Genomic DNA, 14,733 nt, shown 5'->3' with positions numbered 1-14,733 from the left:
TTAGAACAGCACGCGGCTGCGGATGGTGCCGTTGACGTGTTGCAGCTTCTCTTGCGCCAGCTCCGAGTATTCGGCGTCGACGTCGATCACCACGTAGCCCACCTTCTCGTTGGTCTGCAGGAACTGACCGGAGATGTTGATGCCGTTTTCGGCGAAGACCTTGTTGATCTCGCTCATCACACCCGGGATGTTCTCGTGGATGTGCAGCAGACGGTGCTTGCCAGGGTGAGCCGGCAGGGCCACTTCCGGGAAGTTCACGGACGATACCGAAGTACCGTTGTCGCTGTACTTGACCAGCTTCTCCGCTACTTCCAGGCCGATGTTGGCCTGGGCTTCGGCGGTCGAACCGCCGATGTGCGGGGTCAGGATCACGTTGTCCAGGCCGCGCAGCGGGCTTTCGAACTCTTCGTCGTTGGAGCGTGGCTCCACCGGGAACACGTCGATGGCGGCGCCGATCAGGTGCTTGTCCTTGATCGCTGCGGCCAGGTGGTCCAGCTCGACCACGGTGCCGCGGGCGGCGTTGATCAGGATGCCGCCTTTCTTGATGGCGCGGATTTCCTTCTCGCCAATCATCCACTGGGTGGCAGCGGTTTCCGGAACGTGCAGGGTGACGATGTCAGACATGCCCAGCAGCTCGTGCAGGTTGCCGACCTGGGTGGCGTTACCCAGTGGCAGCTTGGTCACGGTGTCGTAGAAGAACACCTGCATGCCCAGGCCTTCGGCCAGGACCGACAGTTGGGTGCCGATCGAGCCGTAGCCGACGATGCCCAGCTTCTTGCCACGGATCTCGAAGGAGTTGGCCGCGCTCTTGATCCAGCCGCCACGGTGGCAGGAGGCGTTCTTCTCTGGGATACCGCGCAGCAGCAGGATCGCTTCGGCCAGCACCAGTTCGGCTACGGAACGGGTGTTGGAGTACGGTGCGTTGAACACCGCGATGCCGCGCTCGCGAGCCGCGTCGAGGTCGACCTGGTTGGTGCCGATGCAGAAGCAGCCAACAGCGACGAGCTTCTTCGCGTGATCGAAGATTTCTTCAGTCAGCTGGGTGCGGGAGCGAATGCCGATGAAGTGCGCATCGGCGATCTTTTCCTTCAGTTGGGCTTCCGGCAGAGAACCGGTGAGGTACTCGATACTGGTGTAGCCCGCGGCCTTGAGGACGTCGACAGCCGATTGGTGGACGCCTTCGAGAAGAAGGAACTTGATCTTGCTCTTATCGAGAGAAGTCTTGCTCATCTGCGTAAACCTGTGTCCCGGAGAAAAATGGCAGGAAATGGTCAACAGATGCTGACCCGGACGGCAGGAAAGCCGTCGCCGCAGAACGCCCTTCGGCACTATTCTGCGGGGGGTCGTATGCTAGCATACGGACCCCGCGAAACACTCGTTCCTGCGACGTGAAGCGTTCTCAGGATGACCATGAATTGTTCGAGAGTTCTGTCGATGACCAATCCTGCGCTGATTGATGAGCTGAAGACCCTGGTCGAGGCTGGCAAGGTCCTGACCGATGCCGACTCCCTGAATGCTTACGGCAAGGATTGGACCAAACACTTCGCCCCGGCGCCGAGCGCCATCGTCTTTCCCAAGAGCATCGAGCAGGTCCAGGCCATCGTGCGCTGGGCCAACCGGCACCGGGTCGCGCTGGTGCCGTCCGGCGGCCGTACCGGCCTGTCGGCTGCCGCCGTGGCGGCCAGTGGCGAAGTGGTGGTGTCTTTCGACTACATGAACCAGATCCTCGACCTGAACCTGACCGACCGCACCGCGGTCTGCCAGCCGGGTGTGGTGACCGAGCAGTTGCAGAACCGCGCCGAAGAAAGCGGCCTGTATTACCCGGTGGACTTCGCTTCCGCCGGTTCCAGCCAGATTGGCGGAAATATCGCCACCAATGCCGGCGGGATCAAGGTGATTCGCTACGGCATGACCCGCAACTGGGTGGCCGGTCTGAAAGTGGTCACCGGCAAGGGCGACCTGCTGGAGCTGAACAAGGACCTGGTCAAGAACGCCACCGGCTATGACCTGCGCCAGCTGTTCATCGGTGCCGAGGGCACCCTGGGCTTCGTGGTCGAGGCCACCATGCGCCTGGAACGCGCGCCGAACAACCTCACGGCGATGGTGCTCGGTACGCCGGATTTCGACTCGATCATGCCGGTGCTGCATGCCTTCCAGGGCAAGCTCGACCTGACCGCCTTCGAATTTTTCTCCGACAAGGCCCTGGCCAAGATCCTCGGCCGCGGTGACGTCCCGACGCCGTTCGAGACCGACTGCCCGTTCTATGTGCTGCTGGAGTTCGAAGCCAGCAACGAGGACGTGGCCAACGACGCCCTGGCCACCTTCGAGCATTGCGTGGAGCAGGGCTGGGTGCTGGACGGCGTGATGAGCCAGAGCGAGCAGCAACTGCAGAACCTGTGGAAATTGCGCGAGTACATCTCCGAGACCATCTCGCACTGGACCCCGTACAAGAACGACATTTCGGTCACGGTATCGAAGGTGCCGGCTTTCCTGAAGGATATTGACGCGATCGTCGCGAAAAACTACCCGGACTTCGAAGTGGTCTGGTATGGCCACATCGGCGACGGCAACCTGCACCTGAACATCCTCAAGCCGGACGACCTGAGCAAGGACGAGTTCTTCGCCAAGTGCGCCACCGTCAACAAGTGGGTGTTCGAGACTGTCGAGAAGTACAACGGCTCGATTTCCGCCGAGCACGGGGTGGGCATGACCAAGCGCGATTACCTGACCTACAGCCGTTCGCCGGTGGAAATCGACTACATGAAGGCGGTCAAGGCGGTGTTCGACCCGAACGGCATCATGAACCCGGGCAAGATTTTCGCTGTTTGACCTAAGGGTCACTCAAGCAGCGGTACCTGATGAACCAAACGAGCAGGAGTCGGTAATGAGCTATCAGCACCAGTATGTCGATGGTACCCGTATTCATTTCCCGGTCGGCAAGATCGTGTGCATCGGGCGCAACTATGCCGAGCACGCCAAGGAACTGGACAATCCGGTGCCGAGCGAGCCGCTGCTGTTTATCAAGCCGGGCAGTTGCGTGGTGCCGCTGGAAGGCGGTTTTGCCATCCCCACCGAGCGTGGCTCCGTGCATTACGAGGCGGAAATCGCGGTATTGATCGGCAAGCCACTGTCGACCCAGCCCAGCCGCGAAGAAGTGCTGGATGCCATCTCCGGTTTCGCCCCGGCCCTGGACCTGACCCTGCGCGACAAGCAGGCCGAGCTCAAGGCCAAGGGCCTGCCGTGGGAAATCTCCAAGTGCTTCGACGGCGCCTGCGTGCTGGCGCCCTTTGTGGTCGGCAGTACGTTCCCGGACCTGACCGACATCAATATTCGCCTGACCATCAACGGCGAGGTCCGTCAGGACGGCAACAGCAGCATCATGCTCAACCCGATCGTACCGATGATCCAGTACATGGCCGGCTGCTTCTCCCTGCAGGCGGGCGACGTGATCCTGACCGGTACGCCGGTGGGCGTCGGTCCGCTGAACGTGGGCGACGAGCTGGTGCTGGAGCTGCCGGGCGTCAGCCGCTTCGAAAGTCGCGTTAGCTGATCCAGCGGTTTTCGACGCGAGGCTCGCCTGCAATGGGCGGGCCTCTTCAGCGAAAGTGCCGGCGCCTGGGGCATTTCCGACCTTTTGCCGTTTTTTTCACATCCGTTCTGGATAATTTTCCGATTACAGACGTCTGAGTCTGCCCCGATGTGCTATTACCCATAGCTGGTTTTCTGGAACGCGCTCCCATGTCCGTGCCTCACACCCCCGAGCTTCAAACTGTTCGCCGCCGCGGATTGTTCGCCATGCGCTGGTATTCCTGGCTGTTGCTGGCGGGCATCGTGAGCTATGGCATCGCGATCGCCATGCACTGGGACGACCGTGGCCTGCTCTGGGTGCTGGAGCGTTTCGAAACCCCGGCCGAGCGCCAGGAAAGTGTCTGGCTGCCGGATTACCGCGCGGTCATCGACGCCAAGGTACTGCCGGGCATGGAGAAGGACGAGGCCTCCGACCTGGCCTACAACCCGCAGACCAAGACCCTGTTTGCGGTGATGGGCAAGAACCCGTTCCTGGTCGAGCTGAACCTGCAGGGCGATGTGCTGCGCAAGATGCCGCTGGTGGGCTGGAGCAACCCGGAAGGGGTGACGGTCATGGGGAACGGCCTGCTGGGGATTGTCGACGAGCGCGATCACCTGCTGACCATCGTCAAGGTGGATGCCAATACCCGCGAGCTGAATATTTCCGACTTCCCGAAATACGACCTGGGGCCTTCGCAGGACCAGAACAAGGCGTTCGAAGCCGTGGCCTGGGATGCGCGCAAGCAGCAGTTGCTGCTGGGCGAGGAGCGTCCGCCGGCGCTGTTCACCTGGAACAGCGACGGCAGCCAGACCCTCAAGGGTGACAAGCAGAAACTGGAAAGCGATGAGCTGGACCTGCGCAACCTGTCCGCCCTGAGCATCGACCCTCGCACCGGTCATACCCTGGTGCTGTCCGCCGATTCGCACATGTTGCTGGAACTGGACGAAACCGGCGAGCAAGTCAGCTTCATGACCTTGCTGGGCGGTTTCAATGGCCTCAAAGACACCATTCCGCGGGCCGAGGGCGTGGCCATGGATGAGCAGGGCAACCTGTACATGGTCAGCGAACCCAATCTGTTCTATCGCTTTGAGAAGCACTGATTCAGAGGTTTCTGGCGGCAAAAGGCCATAATCCGGCATACGCCCGCTGCGATTAAGTTTAAATTCATCCGGCTGTGATATTTCATCCGCCTGATTTGTATTTGAGCTTGCCAGCATGCGTCGACTCGCCTATCCCAAACCGCTGTTCCTCCTCCTGTGTTTTATCGTGCTGGTGCTGCTGGGCATTGCCGGGCAGCACCACCGCTACTTCGAGCGCCTGTGGTTCAACTGGCGGGTCATGTCGCAGCCGGCCAACACCGATGCCATTGGCCTTGATGGCTATCGGGTGACTCTCGAAGCACAGAAGATCGAAGGCCTGGATGACGTCTCGGCGCTGACCTACGATCCGGTGCGCAAAAGCCTGTTCACCGTGACCAACAAGAATGCCGAGCTGATCGAGCTGTCGCTCGACGGGCGCATCCTGCGGCGCATTGCCCTGACCGGGTTTGGCGACCCGGAAGCGGTCGAGTTCATCAGCGCCGACACCTATGTGATCACCGACGAGCGCCAGCAGCGGCTGATCAAGATCCATCTGGAGGAGGACACGGTGTTCCTCGACGCGGCGGACGCCGAGCAGATGACCCTGGGTGTGCACATGAGCGGCAACAAGGGCTTCGAGGGCCTGGCCTACGATTCGGTGGGCAAGCGCCTGTTCGTCGCCAAGGAACGCGACCCGATGCTGATCTACGAGGTCAAGGGGTTCCCGCATTACGACCCGGAGAAGTCCTACGCGGTGCATGTGGTCAACAACCCCAAGCGCGATGCCGGGTTGTTCGTGCGTGACCTGTCCAGCCTGCAATACGACGAGCGCACCGGGCATCTGCTGGCGCTGTCGGATGAGTCGTGGCTGGTGCTGGAACTGGACGTGGATGGTCGGCCCCTGAGCACCATGTCGCTGCGCAAGGGCCGGCAAGGCTTGCAGGCCACGGTGCCGCAGGCCGAAGGCATTGCCATGGACGACGACGGTACCCTGTACCTGGTCAGTGAGCCGAACCTGTTCTACGTCTTCAAGAAGCCCGCCCCGTAACCCCGTAGCCCTGTAGCCGCTGCCGAGCCCGCGAGGCTGCGCCCGGGCGCGCAGCGGCCGTAAAACCAGGCGACCTTTCTGTTCCGGCAATTCGTATACCCCCGAACCTGCGAGGACCGCGTCGCAATACCGCCCACCTCGTACGCGGCCTCGCAGGCTCGCCAGCGGCTACCAAAGCGCGTTCAAAACTGCCACTGCACGCCGAGGGAGTAGCCGGTCTGGCTGCCTTCGGCGTGGCCGATCCGGCCGTTGACCTCGGCGTACAGCCCCAGCTGCGGGGTGATCGCCAGCTGGCTGCCGAGTTGGGCGCGGCCGAAGCTCTTGTCCACGCCGCCCAGGCGAGCCACGCGCACTTGACCATCGGCGCGGCTGGTCAGGTCCAGGTCGTCCAGGCGGCCATCCGCCAACTCCTTGACCCAGGCCAGGTCGCCATAAGGCAGCAGGTTCATGCCGTAAGGCAGGGCCATGGCGCCGCGAATGCGCCAGCCGAGGCTGGCTTCCAGCGAATCGAATGACTGCTCCTCATAACTCAGCGCTGTGCGCAGGTCCTGCTTCTCGTGGAAGCGGTCGATGCGGTAGTGGGTGTAATCCAGGCCGGCGAAGGGGCCGCTCTTGATCGCACCGAAGTCCAGGTCGTAACCGCCGAGCACGCGGGCGCCCAGGGTCAGGGCGTCGGTATCGCCCGTCAGTTTCTGGTTCAGCAGCACCGGGCCGCCGTTGGCCTGGATCACCAGGTTGCGCTTGGATTCGAAGCGGGTGCGACCGACGCTCAGGTCGCCGGCCAGCCATTGCGGGCCGCCATCATTGAGCAAGGCGTAGACCGCCGCCTGCCAGGTATCGCTGTCGAGCTTGCCGCGGTGCTCGAGTTTGTCGCGACCGTTCTGGTAGCTGAGGCTGGCGCCGACATTCAGGCTCGAATTGAGCTGGTAGTCGCCCAAGGCATGCACCCCCAGCCGACGCGCCTCGGGATTGGGCGCGCTGTCGAAACCGCTGTCGGGGCTGTATTCGCCGTCGATGCCGATCTCGCCATCGAAACTGCCGACTTCCCGGCCCATCGCCTGCAAGGTCAGCCAGCGCCGGTCGTGCAGCCGGACCATGGCCTGATGCTGGCGTTGCAGATGATCCTGCTGGTTGCGCGCCACAGCGCCGCCGGAAGCGGTGGAGGCCAGCAGGTCGGCGTTGGTCAGCTCCAGGACCAGGCGGCTGAGCAGGCGCGAGTAATCGCGCAGGCGCTGGTCGATGCGTTCCTGGCCGAAGGCGTTGGTCAGCACCGCCTTATTGTCCTCGGCGGGATCGTGCCAGGTGGAGCCGCCGGGGATGGCCGGGTTGGTGGTCTGGGTGTAGCCGTCCAGGTCGCCGATTTCCCAGTTGGTGGCCTCGATGTAGAGAATCGGGATGTTCAGCCCTTCGAAGGCTTCGCCGTCGCTGCAGCAGCCGGTGCCCGCGGGGTATGCCGGGTCGAGGCCGGGGTTGGTGAACAGATTGATCTGCAGTTCCCTGGCGATCTGCAGGGTATGTTCGCGCAACGAGGCCAGGGCCGGGTTGGCGCTGCTGTTCTGTCCGGCGTGGGCATACATCATGTCGCCAGTGATCAGGCTGTCGAGGTTGATCATGGCCAGCATGTTGGCGCGCTGGCTGGCGCTGAGGGAATCGACGAACGCCCTGGAGCCGCGCAGGCCTTCCTCCTCGGCGCCGAAGCCGACCACCTGCAAGCCGTTTTCCAGCGGCAGCCCGCCGAGGTTGCGGGCGATTTCGGTCAGCACGCTGGCGCCGGAGCCGTTGTCGTCCAGGCCTTGCAGGGTCGGGCGGCCGAAATAGGTATCGAAGTGCGCGCCGACCACCACGTATTGCGGCTTGGTCCCGGCGGCGTAGGCCACCACGTTTTGCGAGCTGCGGCTGTTGCCGCCGGCGGTCCAGGAAAAGTCCTGGCGGCTGATGCCGTAGGCGCTGCCCATCTGGCTCTGCATCCAGTCGGCGGCACCGGCGAAGTTGGCGGTGCCACGGTAGCGGCCGGGGTAGTCGTTGATCAGTTTGTCGAGGGTGGTGGCGGCGTGTTCGCCGTATTCATAGGCGAAGGCCTGGGTGGACAGCAGAACGCTGGCGAGACTGACGGCAAGCGTGAGGGGCTTGAGCACGGTGATCTTCCTTGAGGGATGAAAAAACGGGGGCAGTTGCACAATGCGCGCCTCATTCCTTGGGCGACCTTGTATTGGCGCATTGCTTAAACCGAACGTCGCCTGGCGTTAATTTGTAACGGATTTGATACCGGAAGTCGTGGGCCGCACTGAGACCTGGTGCGCGAATCCGGATATTTCTGCGGCTAAATGCAGCGAAAAGTAGCAGTAGTGGCGAGGTTGGTGCGGGAGGGCAGGGCGGGGCTGGATGGGAGAGCTTTCGCCCCCGCCATTGCGGCAGGGGCGAAATCGGCGGCATCAGGCGGTGAGGGTCTTCACGCCGTCGCTGGTGCCCAGCAGCAGCACGTCGGCCGGGCGGGCGGCGAACAGGCCGTTGGTGACCACGCCGACAATCGCGTTGATCTGCGCTTCCAGCTCCACCGGATTGGTGATCTGCATGTTGTGCACGTCAAGAATGATGTTGCCGTTGTCGGTGATCACGCCTTCGCGGTAGACCGGGTCGCCACTGAGCTTCACCAGCTCGCGGGCCACGTGGCTGCGGGCCATGGGGATCACTTCCACTGGCAGGGGGAAGGCGCCCAGCACCGGCACCAGCTTGCTGGCGTCGGCGATGCAGATAAAGGTCTTGGCTACCGCCGCGACGATTTTCTCGCGGGTCAGGGCCGCGCCGCCGCCCTTGATCAGGTTCAGGTGTTCGTCGCTTTCGTCGGCGCCGTCGATGTAGAACTCCAGATCGCTGACGGTGTTCAGTTCGTACACCGGGATGCCGTGGCCCTTGAGGCGCGCCGCGGTGGCTTCGGAGCTGGCGACCGCGCCGTCGAAGGCGGCCTTGTGCTGGGCCAGGGCGTCGATGAAGCAGTTGGCGGTGGAGCCGGTGCCGACCCCGACGATGCTCTTGTCATCGAGTTTCGGCAGGATGAGGTCGACGGCAGCCTGGGCCACGGCCTGTTTGAGTTGATCCTGGGTCATGCGGGCTCCGGAAGCGGGCAAGGGGGAACGGAAAGGCCGGCATTATAGGCCGGTGTCCTGAGCAGGTCATTGCCCGTTTGGCGAACCGCTCTTTGTAGCCGCTGCCGAAGGCTGCGATCGACCGTCAGGTCGTGACAGACGAGAGTGGCCGGAGGACCTGCAGACCTATCGCAGCCACCGGCAGGGGCTAGGGGGCTTTTAAAACCTCTGGATTCGTGTGGTCGCCCGGGTAAACGCTGGGTTAGACTCGCTGGCCCTGCCCAACCCGCTCAGTGATGCTTTCCGATGCTCGAACAGTACGTCAAAAAGATCCTCACCTCGCGCGTTTACGACGTTGCCGTAGAAACCCCGTTGCAGACTGCCCGCCAGCTCTCCGAGCGGCTGGGCAATCAGATCTGGCTCAAGCGCGAAGACTTGCAGCCGGTGTTCTCGTTCAAGATTCGCGGCGCCTACAACAAGCTGACCCAGCTCAGCGATGCCGAGCGCGCCCGTGGCGTGGTCACCGCCTCGGCCGGCAACCATGCCCAGGGCCTGGCCCTGGCGGCCAAGGTGCTGGGGGTGAAGGCGACCATCGTGATGCCCAAGACCACCCCGGAGATCAAGGTTGAAGGCGTGCGTTCGCGCGGCGGCAAAGTGGTGCTGCACGGTGATACTTTCCCGGAAGCCCTGGCCTACTCGCTGAAGCTGGTGGACGAAAAAGGCTACGTCTATATCCACCCGTACGACGATCCACACACCATTGCCGGGCAGGGCACCGTGGCGATGGAAATTTTGCGCCAGCATCCGGGGCGCCTGGACGCGATCTTCGTGCCGGTCGGCGGTGGCGGCCTGATTGCCGGAATCGCGGCCTACGTCAAATACCTGCGGCCGGAAATCAAGATCATCGGCGTCGAGCCGGACGACTCCAACTGCCTGCAAGCGGCCATGGCCGCCGGCGAACGCGTGGTACTGCCGACTGTGGGCATCTTCGCCGACGGTGTCGCGGTGGCGCAGATCGGCCAGCACACCTTCGATATCTGCAAGGACTACGTGGATGAAGTGATCACCGTCAGCACCGACGAGATCTGCGCGGCGATCAAGGACATCTACGACGACACCCGCTCCATCACCGAGCCGGCTGGCGCCCTGGGCGTGGCCGGGATCAAGAAATACGTCGAGCAGCGTGGCGTCAGCGGGCAGACCCTGGTGGCCATCGATTCCGGCGCCAACGTCAACTTCGACCGCCTGCGCCATGTCGCCGAGCGCGCCGAGCTGGGCGAGGGCCGCGAAGCCATCATCGCCGTGACCATTCCGGAGAAGCCGGGCAGCTTCAAGGCCTTCTGCGAAGCGATCGGCAAGCGCCAGATCACCGAATTCAACTACCGCTACAACACCGGCAGCGAAGCGCACATCTTCGTGGGCGTGCAGACCCACCCGGAAAACGATCCACGCAGCGCGCTGATCGCCAGCCTGTCCGAACAGGGCTTCCCGGTGACCGACCTGACCGACAACGAACTGGCCAAGCTGCATATCCGTCACATGGTCGGTGGCCATGCCGCGCGGGTCAGCGATGAAGTGGTGTTGCGCTTCGAGTTCCCGGAACGCCCGGGCGCGCTGTTCAACTTCCTCAACAAGCTCGGCGGGCGCTGGAACATCTCGATGTTCCACTACCGCAACCATGGCGCGGCCGATGGCCGGGTAGTCGCCGGCCTGCAAGTACCGGCGAGCGAACGCCATCTGGTACCGGCGGCGCTGGCGCAGATCGGTTACCCGTACTGGGACGAGAGTGATAACCCGGCGTACCAGCTGTTCCTCGGCTGAACGGCTACGCTGGTGGGCAAGGCCTCAAGGAGTTAATGACATGGAAACGCTGACCGTCCTCAAAACCGTCCATATCCTGGCCACCGTGTTGCTGCTGGGCAGCGCGCTGGGGCTGGCGATCTGGGTCTGGCGCGCTCGTAGCAAGGGTGACGCAAGCATCTACAGCCGGCTGTTGCGCCGGCCGCTGGTGTTCGTCTGGCTGTTGCTGGTGATCTGCCTGGCCAGCCTGCCGTTCAGTGGCTGGTGGCTGGTGCATCTGCTGGGCTGGTCGCTGGGGCAGACCTGGATCCTGGCCTCCAGCCTGATCTACACCGTGGGTGCCCTGAGCTGTTTCTGGCTGTTGGCGCGGCTCAACCGCGTGCGGATCGCCTCGGGAGTAGGAAGTCCGAAGTTCACCCTGGCGCTGGCGGTGTTCAGCTTCGTGTGTTTCTTCGCCATTGCCGGGTTGATGGGCGCCAAGCCTGTTTGACGGCCTGATCGCGAGCTCGCTTCTATAGGGCGAGCTCGCGCTAGCTTTCTCAGTCGCGCAGGCTGATCACCGGCCAGCCACGCTGCTGGGCCAGGGCCCGCAGATTCGGGTCCGGGTCCACGGCGATCGGGTTCGCCACCAGATCCAGCAACGGCAAGTCATTCATCGAATCGCTATAGAAGTAGCTGTCTTCCAGGCTATGGCCGGTTTCCTCGAGCCAGCGCGTCAGGCGGGTGACCTTGCCTTCGCGAAAGCACGGGACGTCGGTGCTGCGACCGGTGTAGCGGCCATCCTGCATCTCGCACTCGGTGGCGATCAGGGTTTCCACGCCCAGGCGTTCGGCGATCGGCGCGGTGACGAAGCGGTTGGTGGCGGTGATGATCACCAGCTTGTCGCCGGCGGCCTTGTGCTTGGCCAGCAGTTGCGCGGCCTTGGGCAGCAGCAGCGGCTCGATGCAGTCGCGCATGTAGTCGCGGTGCCATTGGTCGAGCACGTCCATCTCGGTGCGGCCGAGAACCTCCAGGCAGAAGTTCAGGTAGGCGGCATTGTCGAGCTTGCCGGCCAGGTAGTCCTGGTAGAACTCGTCGTTGCGGGCCTTGTAGGTGACGGCGTCGAGGAAGCCCCGTTCGCACAGGTAATCGCCCCAGGCGTGGTCACTGTCGCCGCCCAGAAGGGTGTTGTCCAAGTCGAATAAAGCCAGGCGCATCACGGTTACTCGCTGATAAGTCTGAAAAAAGGCGATCAGAATACGGTCTTTTCACAAGAGTGCACATAAGGTAGGAAGCCTCGTTGCTGCTTTCACAACCTTTGTGGAACAATGCGGCGACATGCGTTTGCGAGGTTGTTGCCGTGATCGACCCCGATGGTTTCCGCCCCAATGTCGGGATCATTCTGACGAATGATGCCGGCCAGGTGCTATGGGCTCGCCGTATCAATCAAGATGCCTGGCAGTTTCCGCAAGGGGGGATCAACCCCGAAGAGACGCCGGAAGACGCTTTGTACCGCGAGTTGAACGAAGAAGTAGGCCTGGAACGCGAAGATGTGCAAATTCTCGCCTGCACCCGGGGCTGGTTGCGCTATCGTTTGCCGCAACGCCTGGTCCGTACCCACAGCCAACCGCTGTGCATCGGCCAGAAACAGAAATGGTTTCTCCTGCGCCTGATCTCCAACGAGCAGCGGGTGCGGATGGATTTGACCGGTAAACCGGAGTTCGATGGCTGGCGCTGGGTCAGTTATTGGTATCCGTTGGGCCAGGTGGTGACATTCAAGCGCGAGGTTTACCGCCGCGCTCTCAAAGAGCTTGCCCCGCGCCTTCTAGCGCGCGACTGACGACGGAGTTCGACCCCGAGCCATGCTCAATACGCTGCGCAAGATCGTCCAGGAAGTTAACTCCGCCAAGGATCTCAAGGCGGCGTTGGGGATTATTGTGTTGCGCGTCAAAGAGGCCATGGGCAGCCAGGTCTGCTCGGTCTATCTGCTGGATCCGGAGACCAACCGTTTTGTCCTGATGGCCACCGAGGGCTTGAACAAGCGCTCGATCGGCAAGGTCAGCATGGCACCCAACGAAGGTCTGGTCGGCCTGGTCGGTACGCGCGAAGAACCGCTGAACCTCGAAAACGCCGCCGATCACCCGCGTTATCGCTACTTCGCCGAGACCGGCGAGGAGCGTTATGCCTCCTTCCTCGGTGCACCGATCATTCACCACCGCCGGGTCGTCGGCGTCCTGGTCATCCAGCAAAAGGAGCGTCGTCAGTTCGACGAGGGCGAAGAAGCCTTCCTGGTGACCATGAGCGCGCAGCTGGCGGGCGTTATCGCCCATGCCGAAGCCACCGGCTCGATCCGTGGCCTGGGCCGCCAGGGCAAGGGCATCCAGGAAGCCAAGTTCGTCGGCGTGCCCGGCTCGCCTGGCGCGGCGGTCGGTACCGCGGTGGTCATGCTGCCGCCCGCCGACCTGGACGTGGTGCCTGACAAGAGCATTACCGACATCGACGCCGAGCTGGCGTTGTTCAAGACCGCCATCGAAGGCGTGCGCGCCGACATGCGCACCCTCTCGGAAAAACTCGCCACCCAGCTGCGTCCCGAAGAGCGGGCGCTGTTCGACGTCTACCTGATGATGCTCGACGATGCCTCCCTGGGCAGCGAAGTGACCACCGTGATCAAGACCGGCCAATGGGCCCAGGGCGCGTTGCGCCAGGTGGTCACCGATCACGTCAACCGTTTCGAACTGATGGACGATGCCTACCTGCGCGAGCGGGCGTCGGACGTCAAGGACCTGGGCCGCCGCCTGCTGGCCTACCTGCAGGAAGAACGCCAGCAGACCCTGGTCTACCCCGACAACACCATCCTGGTCAGCGAAGAACTGACGCCGGCCATGCTCGGCGAGGTGCCCGAAGGCAAGCTGGTCGGTCTGGTCTCGGTATTGGGTTCGGGCAACTCCCACGTGGCGATCCTGGCCCGGGCCATGGGCATTCCGACAGTGATGGGCCTGGTCGATCTGCCGTACTCGAAAGTCGACGGCATCCAGATGATCGTCGACGGCTACCACGGCGAGGTCTACACCAACCCCAGCGACGTGCTGCGCAAGCAGTTCGCCGATGTGGTCGAGGAAGAGCGGCAACTGGCCCAGGGCCTGGATGCACTGCGCGACCTGCCATGCGTGACCCTGGACGGCCACCGCATGCCACTGTGGGTCAACACCGGCCTGCTGGCGGACGTGGCGCGGGCGCAGAAGCGTGGCGCGGAGGGCGTGGGCCTGTACCGCACCGAAGTGCCGTTCATGATCAACCAACGCTTCCCGAGCGAAAAGGAGCAGCTGGCGATCTATCGCGAGCAACTTTCCGCCTTCCACCCGCAACCGGTGACGATGCGCAGCCTGGACATCGGCGGCGACAAGTCACTGTCGTATTTCCCGATCAAGGAAGACAACCCCTTCCTCGGCTGGCGCGGCATTCGCGTCACCCTCGACCATCCCGAGATTTTCCTCGTCCAGACCCGCGCCATGCTCAAGGCCAGCGAAGGCCTGAACAACCTGCGCATCCTCCTGCCGATGATTTCCGGCACCCATGAGCTGGAAGAAGCATTGCACCTGATCCACCGCGCCTGGGGCGAAGTGCGCGACGAAGGCACCGACGTGCCGATGCCGCCGATCGGGGTGATGATCGAGATCCCGGCCGCGGTGTACCAGACCAAGGAGCTGGCGCGCCAGGTGGACTTCCTGTCGGTCGGCTCCAACGACCTGACCCAGTACCTGCTGGCCGTGGACCGCAACAACCCGCGGGTGGCGGACCTCTACGACTACCTGCATCCGGCGGTGCTGCAAGCCTTGCAGACCGTGGTGCGCGACGCCCATGCCGAAGGCAAGCCGGTGAGTATCTGCGGCGAGATGGCCGGCGATCCGGCGGCGGCGGTGCTGCTGATGGCGATGGGCTTCGACAGCCTGTCGATGAACGCCACCAACCTGCCGAAAGTGAAGTGGATGCTGCGTCAGATCAATCTCAGCAAGGCCAGGGAACTGCTGGCCGAACTGATGACCATCGACAACCCGCAAGTTATCCACAGCTCGCTGCAACTGGCGCTGAAGAACCTGGGACTGGCGCGGATGATCAATCCGGCGTCGGCCAAGACCCTTTAAAGGCGATCGCGAGCAAGCTCGCTCCTACAGAGAC

Annotated in this window: 12 protein-coding genes; 8 read left to right on the top strand and 4 right to left on the bottom strand. The window is 63.0% G+C overall.

The window, feature by feature from the left end; all coding sequences use genetic code 11:
• Complete coding sequence (gene serA / locus CXQ81_RS00400) at nt 1-1,230, bottom strand: phosphoglycerate dehydrogenase (RefSeq protein ID WP_007932850.1); 1,230 nt, start codon at nt 1,228-1,230, stop codon at nt 1-3.
• A gap of 204 nt (nt 1,231-1,434) precedes the next feature.
• Here serA and CXQ81_RS00395 point away from each other — a divergent pair, with 204 nt between their 5' ends.
• The 4 genes from CXQ81_RS00395 (at nt 1,435) to CXQ81_RS00380 (ending at nt 5,695) form a co-directional block, all read left to right on the top strand.
• On the top strand, nt 1,435-2,829 hold the full coding sequence (locus CXQ81_RS00395) for an FAD-binding oxidoreductase (RefSeq protein ID WP_101336219.1): 1,395 nt from the start codon (nt 1,435-1,437) through the stop codon (nt 2,827-2,829).
• Nucleotides 2,830-2,884: 55 nt separating this feature from the next.
• Nucleotides 2,885-3,550 (top strand): fumarylacetoacetate hydrolase family protein, encoded by a 666-nt coding sequence (locus CXQ81_RS00390; protein ID WP_053263025.1) that lies wholly within the window; start codon nt 2,885-2,887, stop codon nt 3,548-3,550.
• Nucleotides 3,551-3,738: 188 nt separating this feature from the next.
• Entirely contained in the window at nt 3,739-4,668 is a 930-nt protein-coding gene (locus tag CXQ81_RS00385; RefSeq protein WP_101336218.1) for an SdiA-regulated domain-containing protein, read from the top strand.
• A gap of 115 nt (nt 4,669-4,783) precedes the next feature.
• The gene (locus CXQ81_RS00380) at nt 4,784-5,695 is read left to right on the top strand and encodes an SdiA-regulated domain-containing protein (protein WP_053263023.1); all 912 of its coding nucleotides are present in this window, start codon (nt 4,784-4,786) and stop codon (nt 5,693-5,695) included.
• A gap of 182 nt (nt 5,696-5,877) precedes the next feature.
• Here the strand turns inward: CXQ81_RS00380 and CXQ81_RS00375 are convergent, their stop codons facing one another.
• Together CXQ81_RS00375 and rpiA are read right to left on the bottom strand one after the other, a co-directional pair.
• Nucleotides 5,878-7,830, bottom strand: a complete 1,953-nt coding sequence (locus tag CXQ81_RS00375; protein WP_101336217.1) for an autotransporter domain-containing protein — start codon at nt 7,828-7,830, stop codon at nt 5,878-5,880.
• A gap of 297 nt (nt 7,831-8,127) precedes the next feature.
• Nucleotides 8,128-8,799, bottom strand: coding sequence for a ribose-5-phosphate isomerase RpiA (gene rpiA, locus CXQ81_RS00370; RefSeq protein ID WP_101336216.1), 672 nt, complete (start codon nt 8,797-8,799; stop codon nt 8,128-8,130).
• A 285-nt stretch (nt 8,800-9,084) separates the two neighbouring features.
• Here rpiA and ilvA point away from each other — a divergent pair, with 285 nt between their 5' ends.
• Both ilvA and CXQ81_RS00360 read left to right on the top strand, forming a co-directional pair.
• On the top strand, nt 9,085-10,599 hold the full coding sequence (ilvA, locus tag CXQ81_RS00365; RefSeq protein ID WP_101336215.1) for a threonine ammonia-lyase, biosynthetic: 1,515 nt from the start codon (nt 9,085-9,087) through the stop codon (nt 10,597-10,599).
• Nucleotides 10,600-10,639: 40 nt separating this feature from the next.
• Complete coding sequence (locus tag CXQ81_RS00360; protein WP_007927342.1) at nt 10,640-11,068, top strand: DUF2269 family protein; 429 nt, start codon at nt 10,640-10,642, stop codon at nt 11,066-11,068.
• 49 nt (nt 11,069-11,117) lie between these two features.
• Here CXQ81_RS00360 and CXQ81_RS00355 read toward each other — a convergent pair whose 3' ends face one another.
• Nucleotides 11,118-11,774 (bottom strand): HAD family phosphatase, encoded by a 657-nt coding sequence (locus CXQ81_RS00355; RefSeq protein ID WP_007927343.1) that lies wholly within the window; start codon nt 11,772-11,774, stop codon nt 11,118-11,120.
• A gap of 143 nt (nt 11,775-11,917) precedes the next feature.
• Here CXQ81_RS00355 and CXQ81_RS00350 point away from each other — a divergent pair, with 143 nt between their 5' ends.
• Entirely contained in the window at nt 11,918-12,397 is a 480-nt protein-coding gene (locus CXQ81_RS00350; RefSeq protein ID WP_007927344.1) for an RNA pyrophosphohydrolase, read from the top strand.
• A gap of 22 nt (nt 12,398-12,419) precedes the next feature.
• Complete coding sequence (ptsP, locus tag CXQ81_RS00345; RefSeq protein WP_007927345.1) at nt 12,420-14,699, top strand: phosphoenolpyruvate--protein phosphotransferase; 2,280 nt, start codon at nt 12,420-12,422, stop codon at nt 14,697-14,699.
• Nucleotides 14,700-14,733: the final 34 nt, after the last annotated feature.

The sequence above is a fragment of the Pseudomonas sp. 09C 129 genome (assembly GCF_002843625.1).
GTDB classification, from domain to species: Bacteria; Pseudomonadota; Gammaproteobacteria; order Pseudomonadales; family Pseudomonadaceae; genus Aquipseudomonas; species Aquipseudomonas chlororaphis.
Note: the sequence above shows the minus strand (reverse complement) of the source record. Positions and strands in the feature narration are given on the sequence as shown.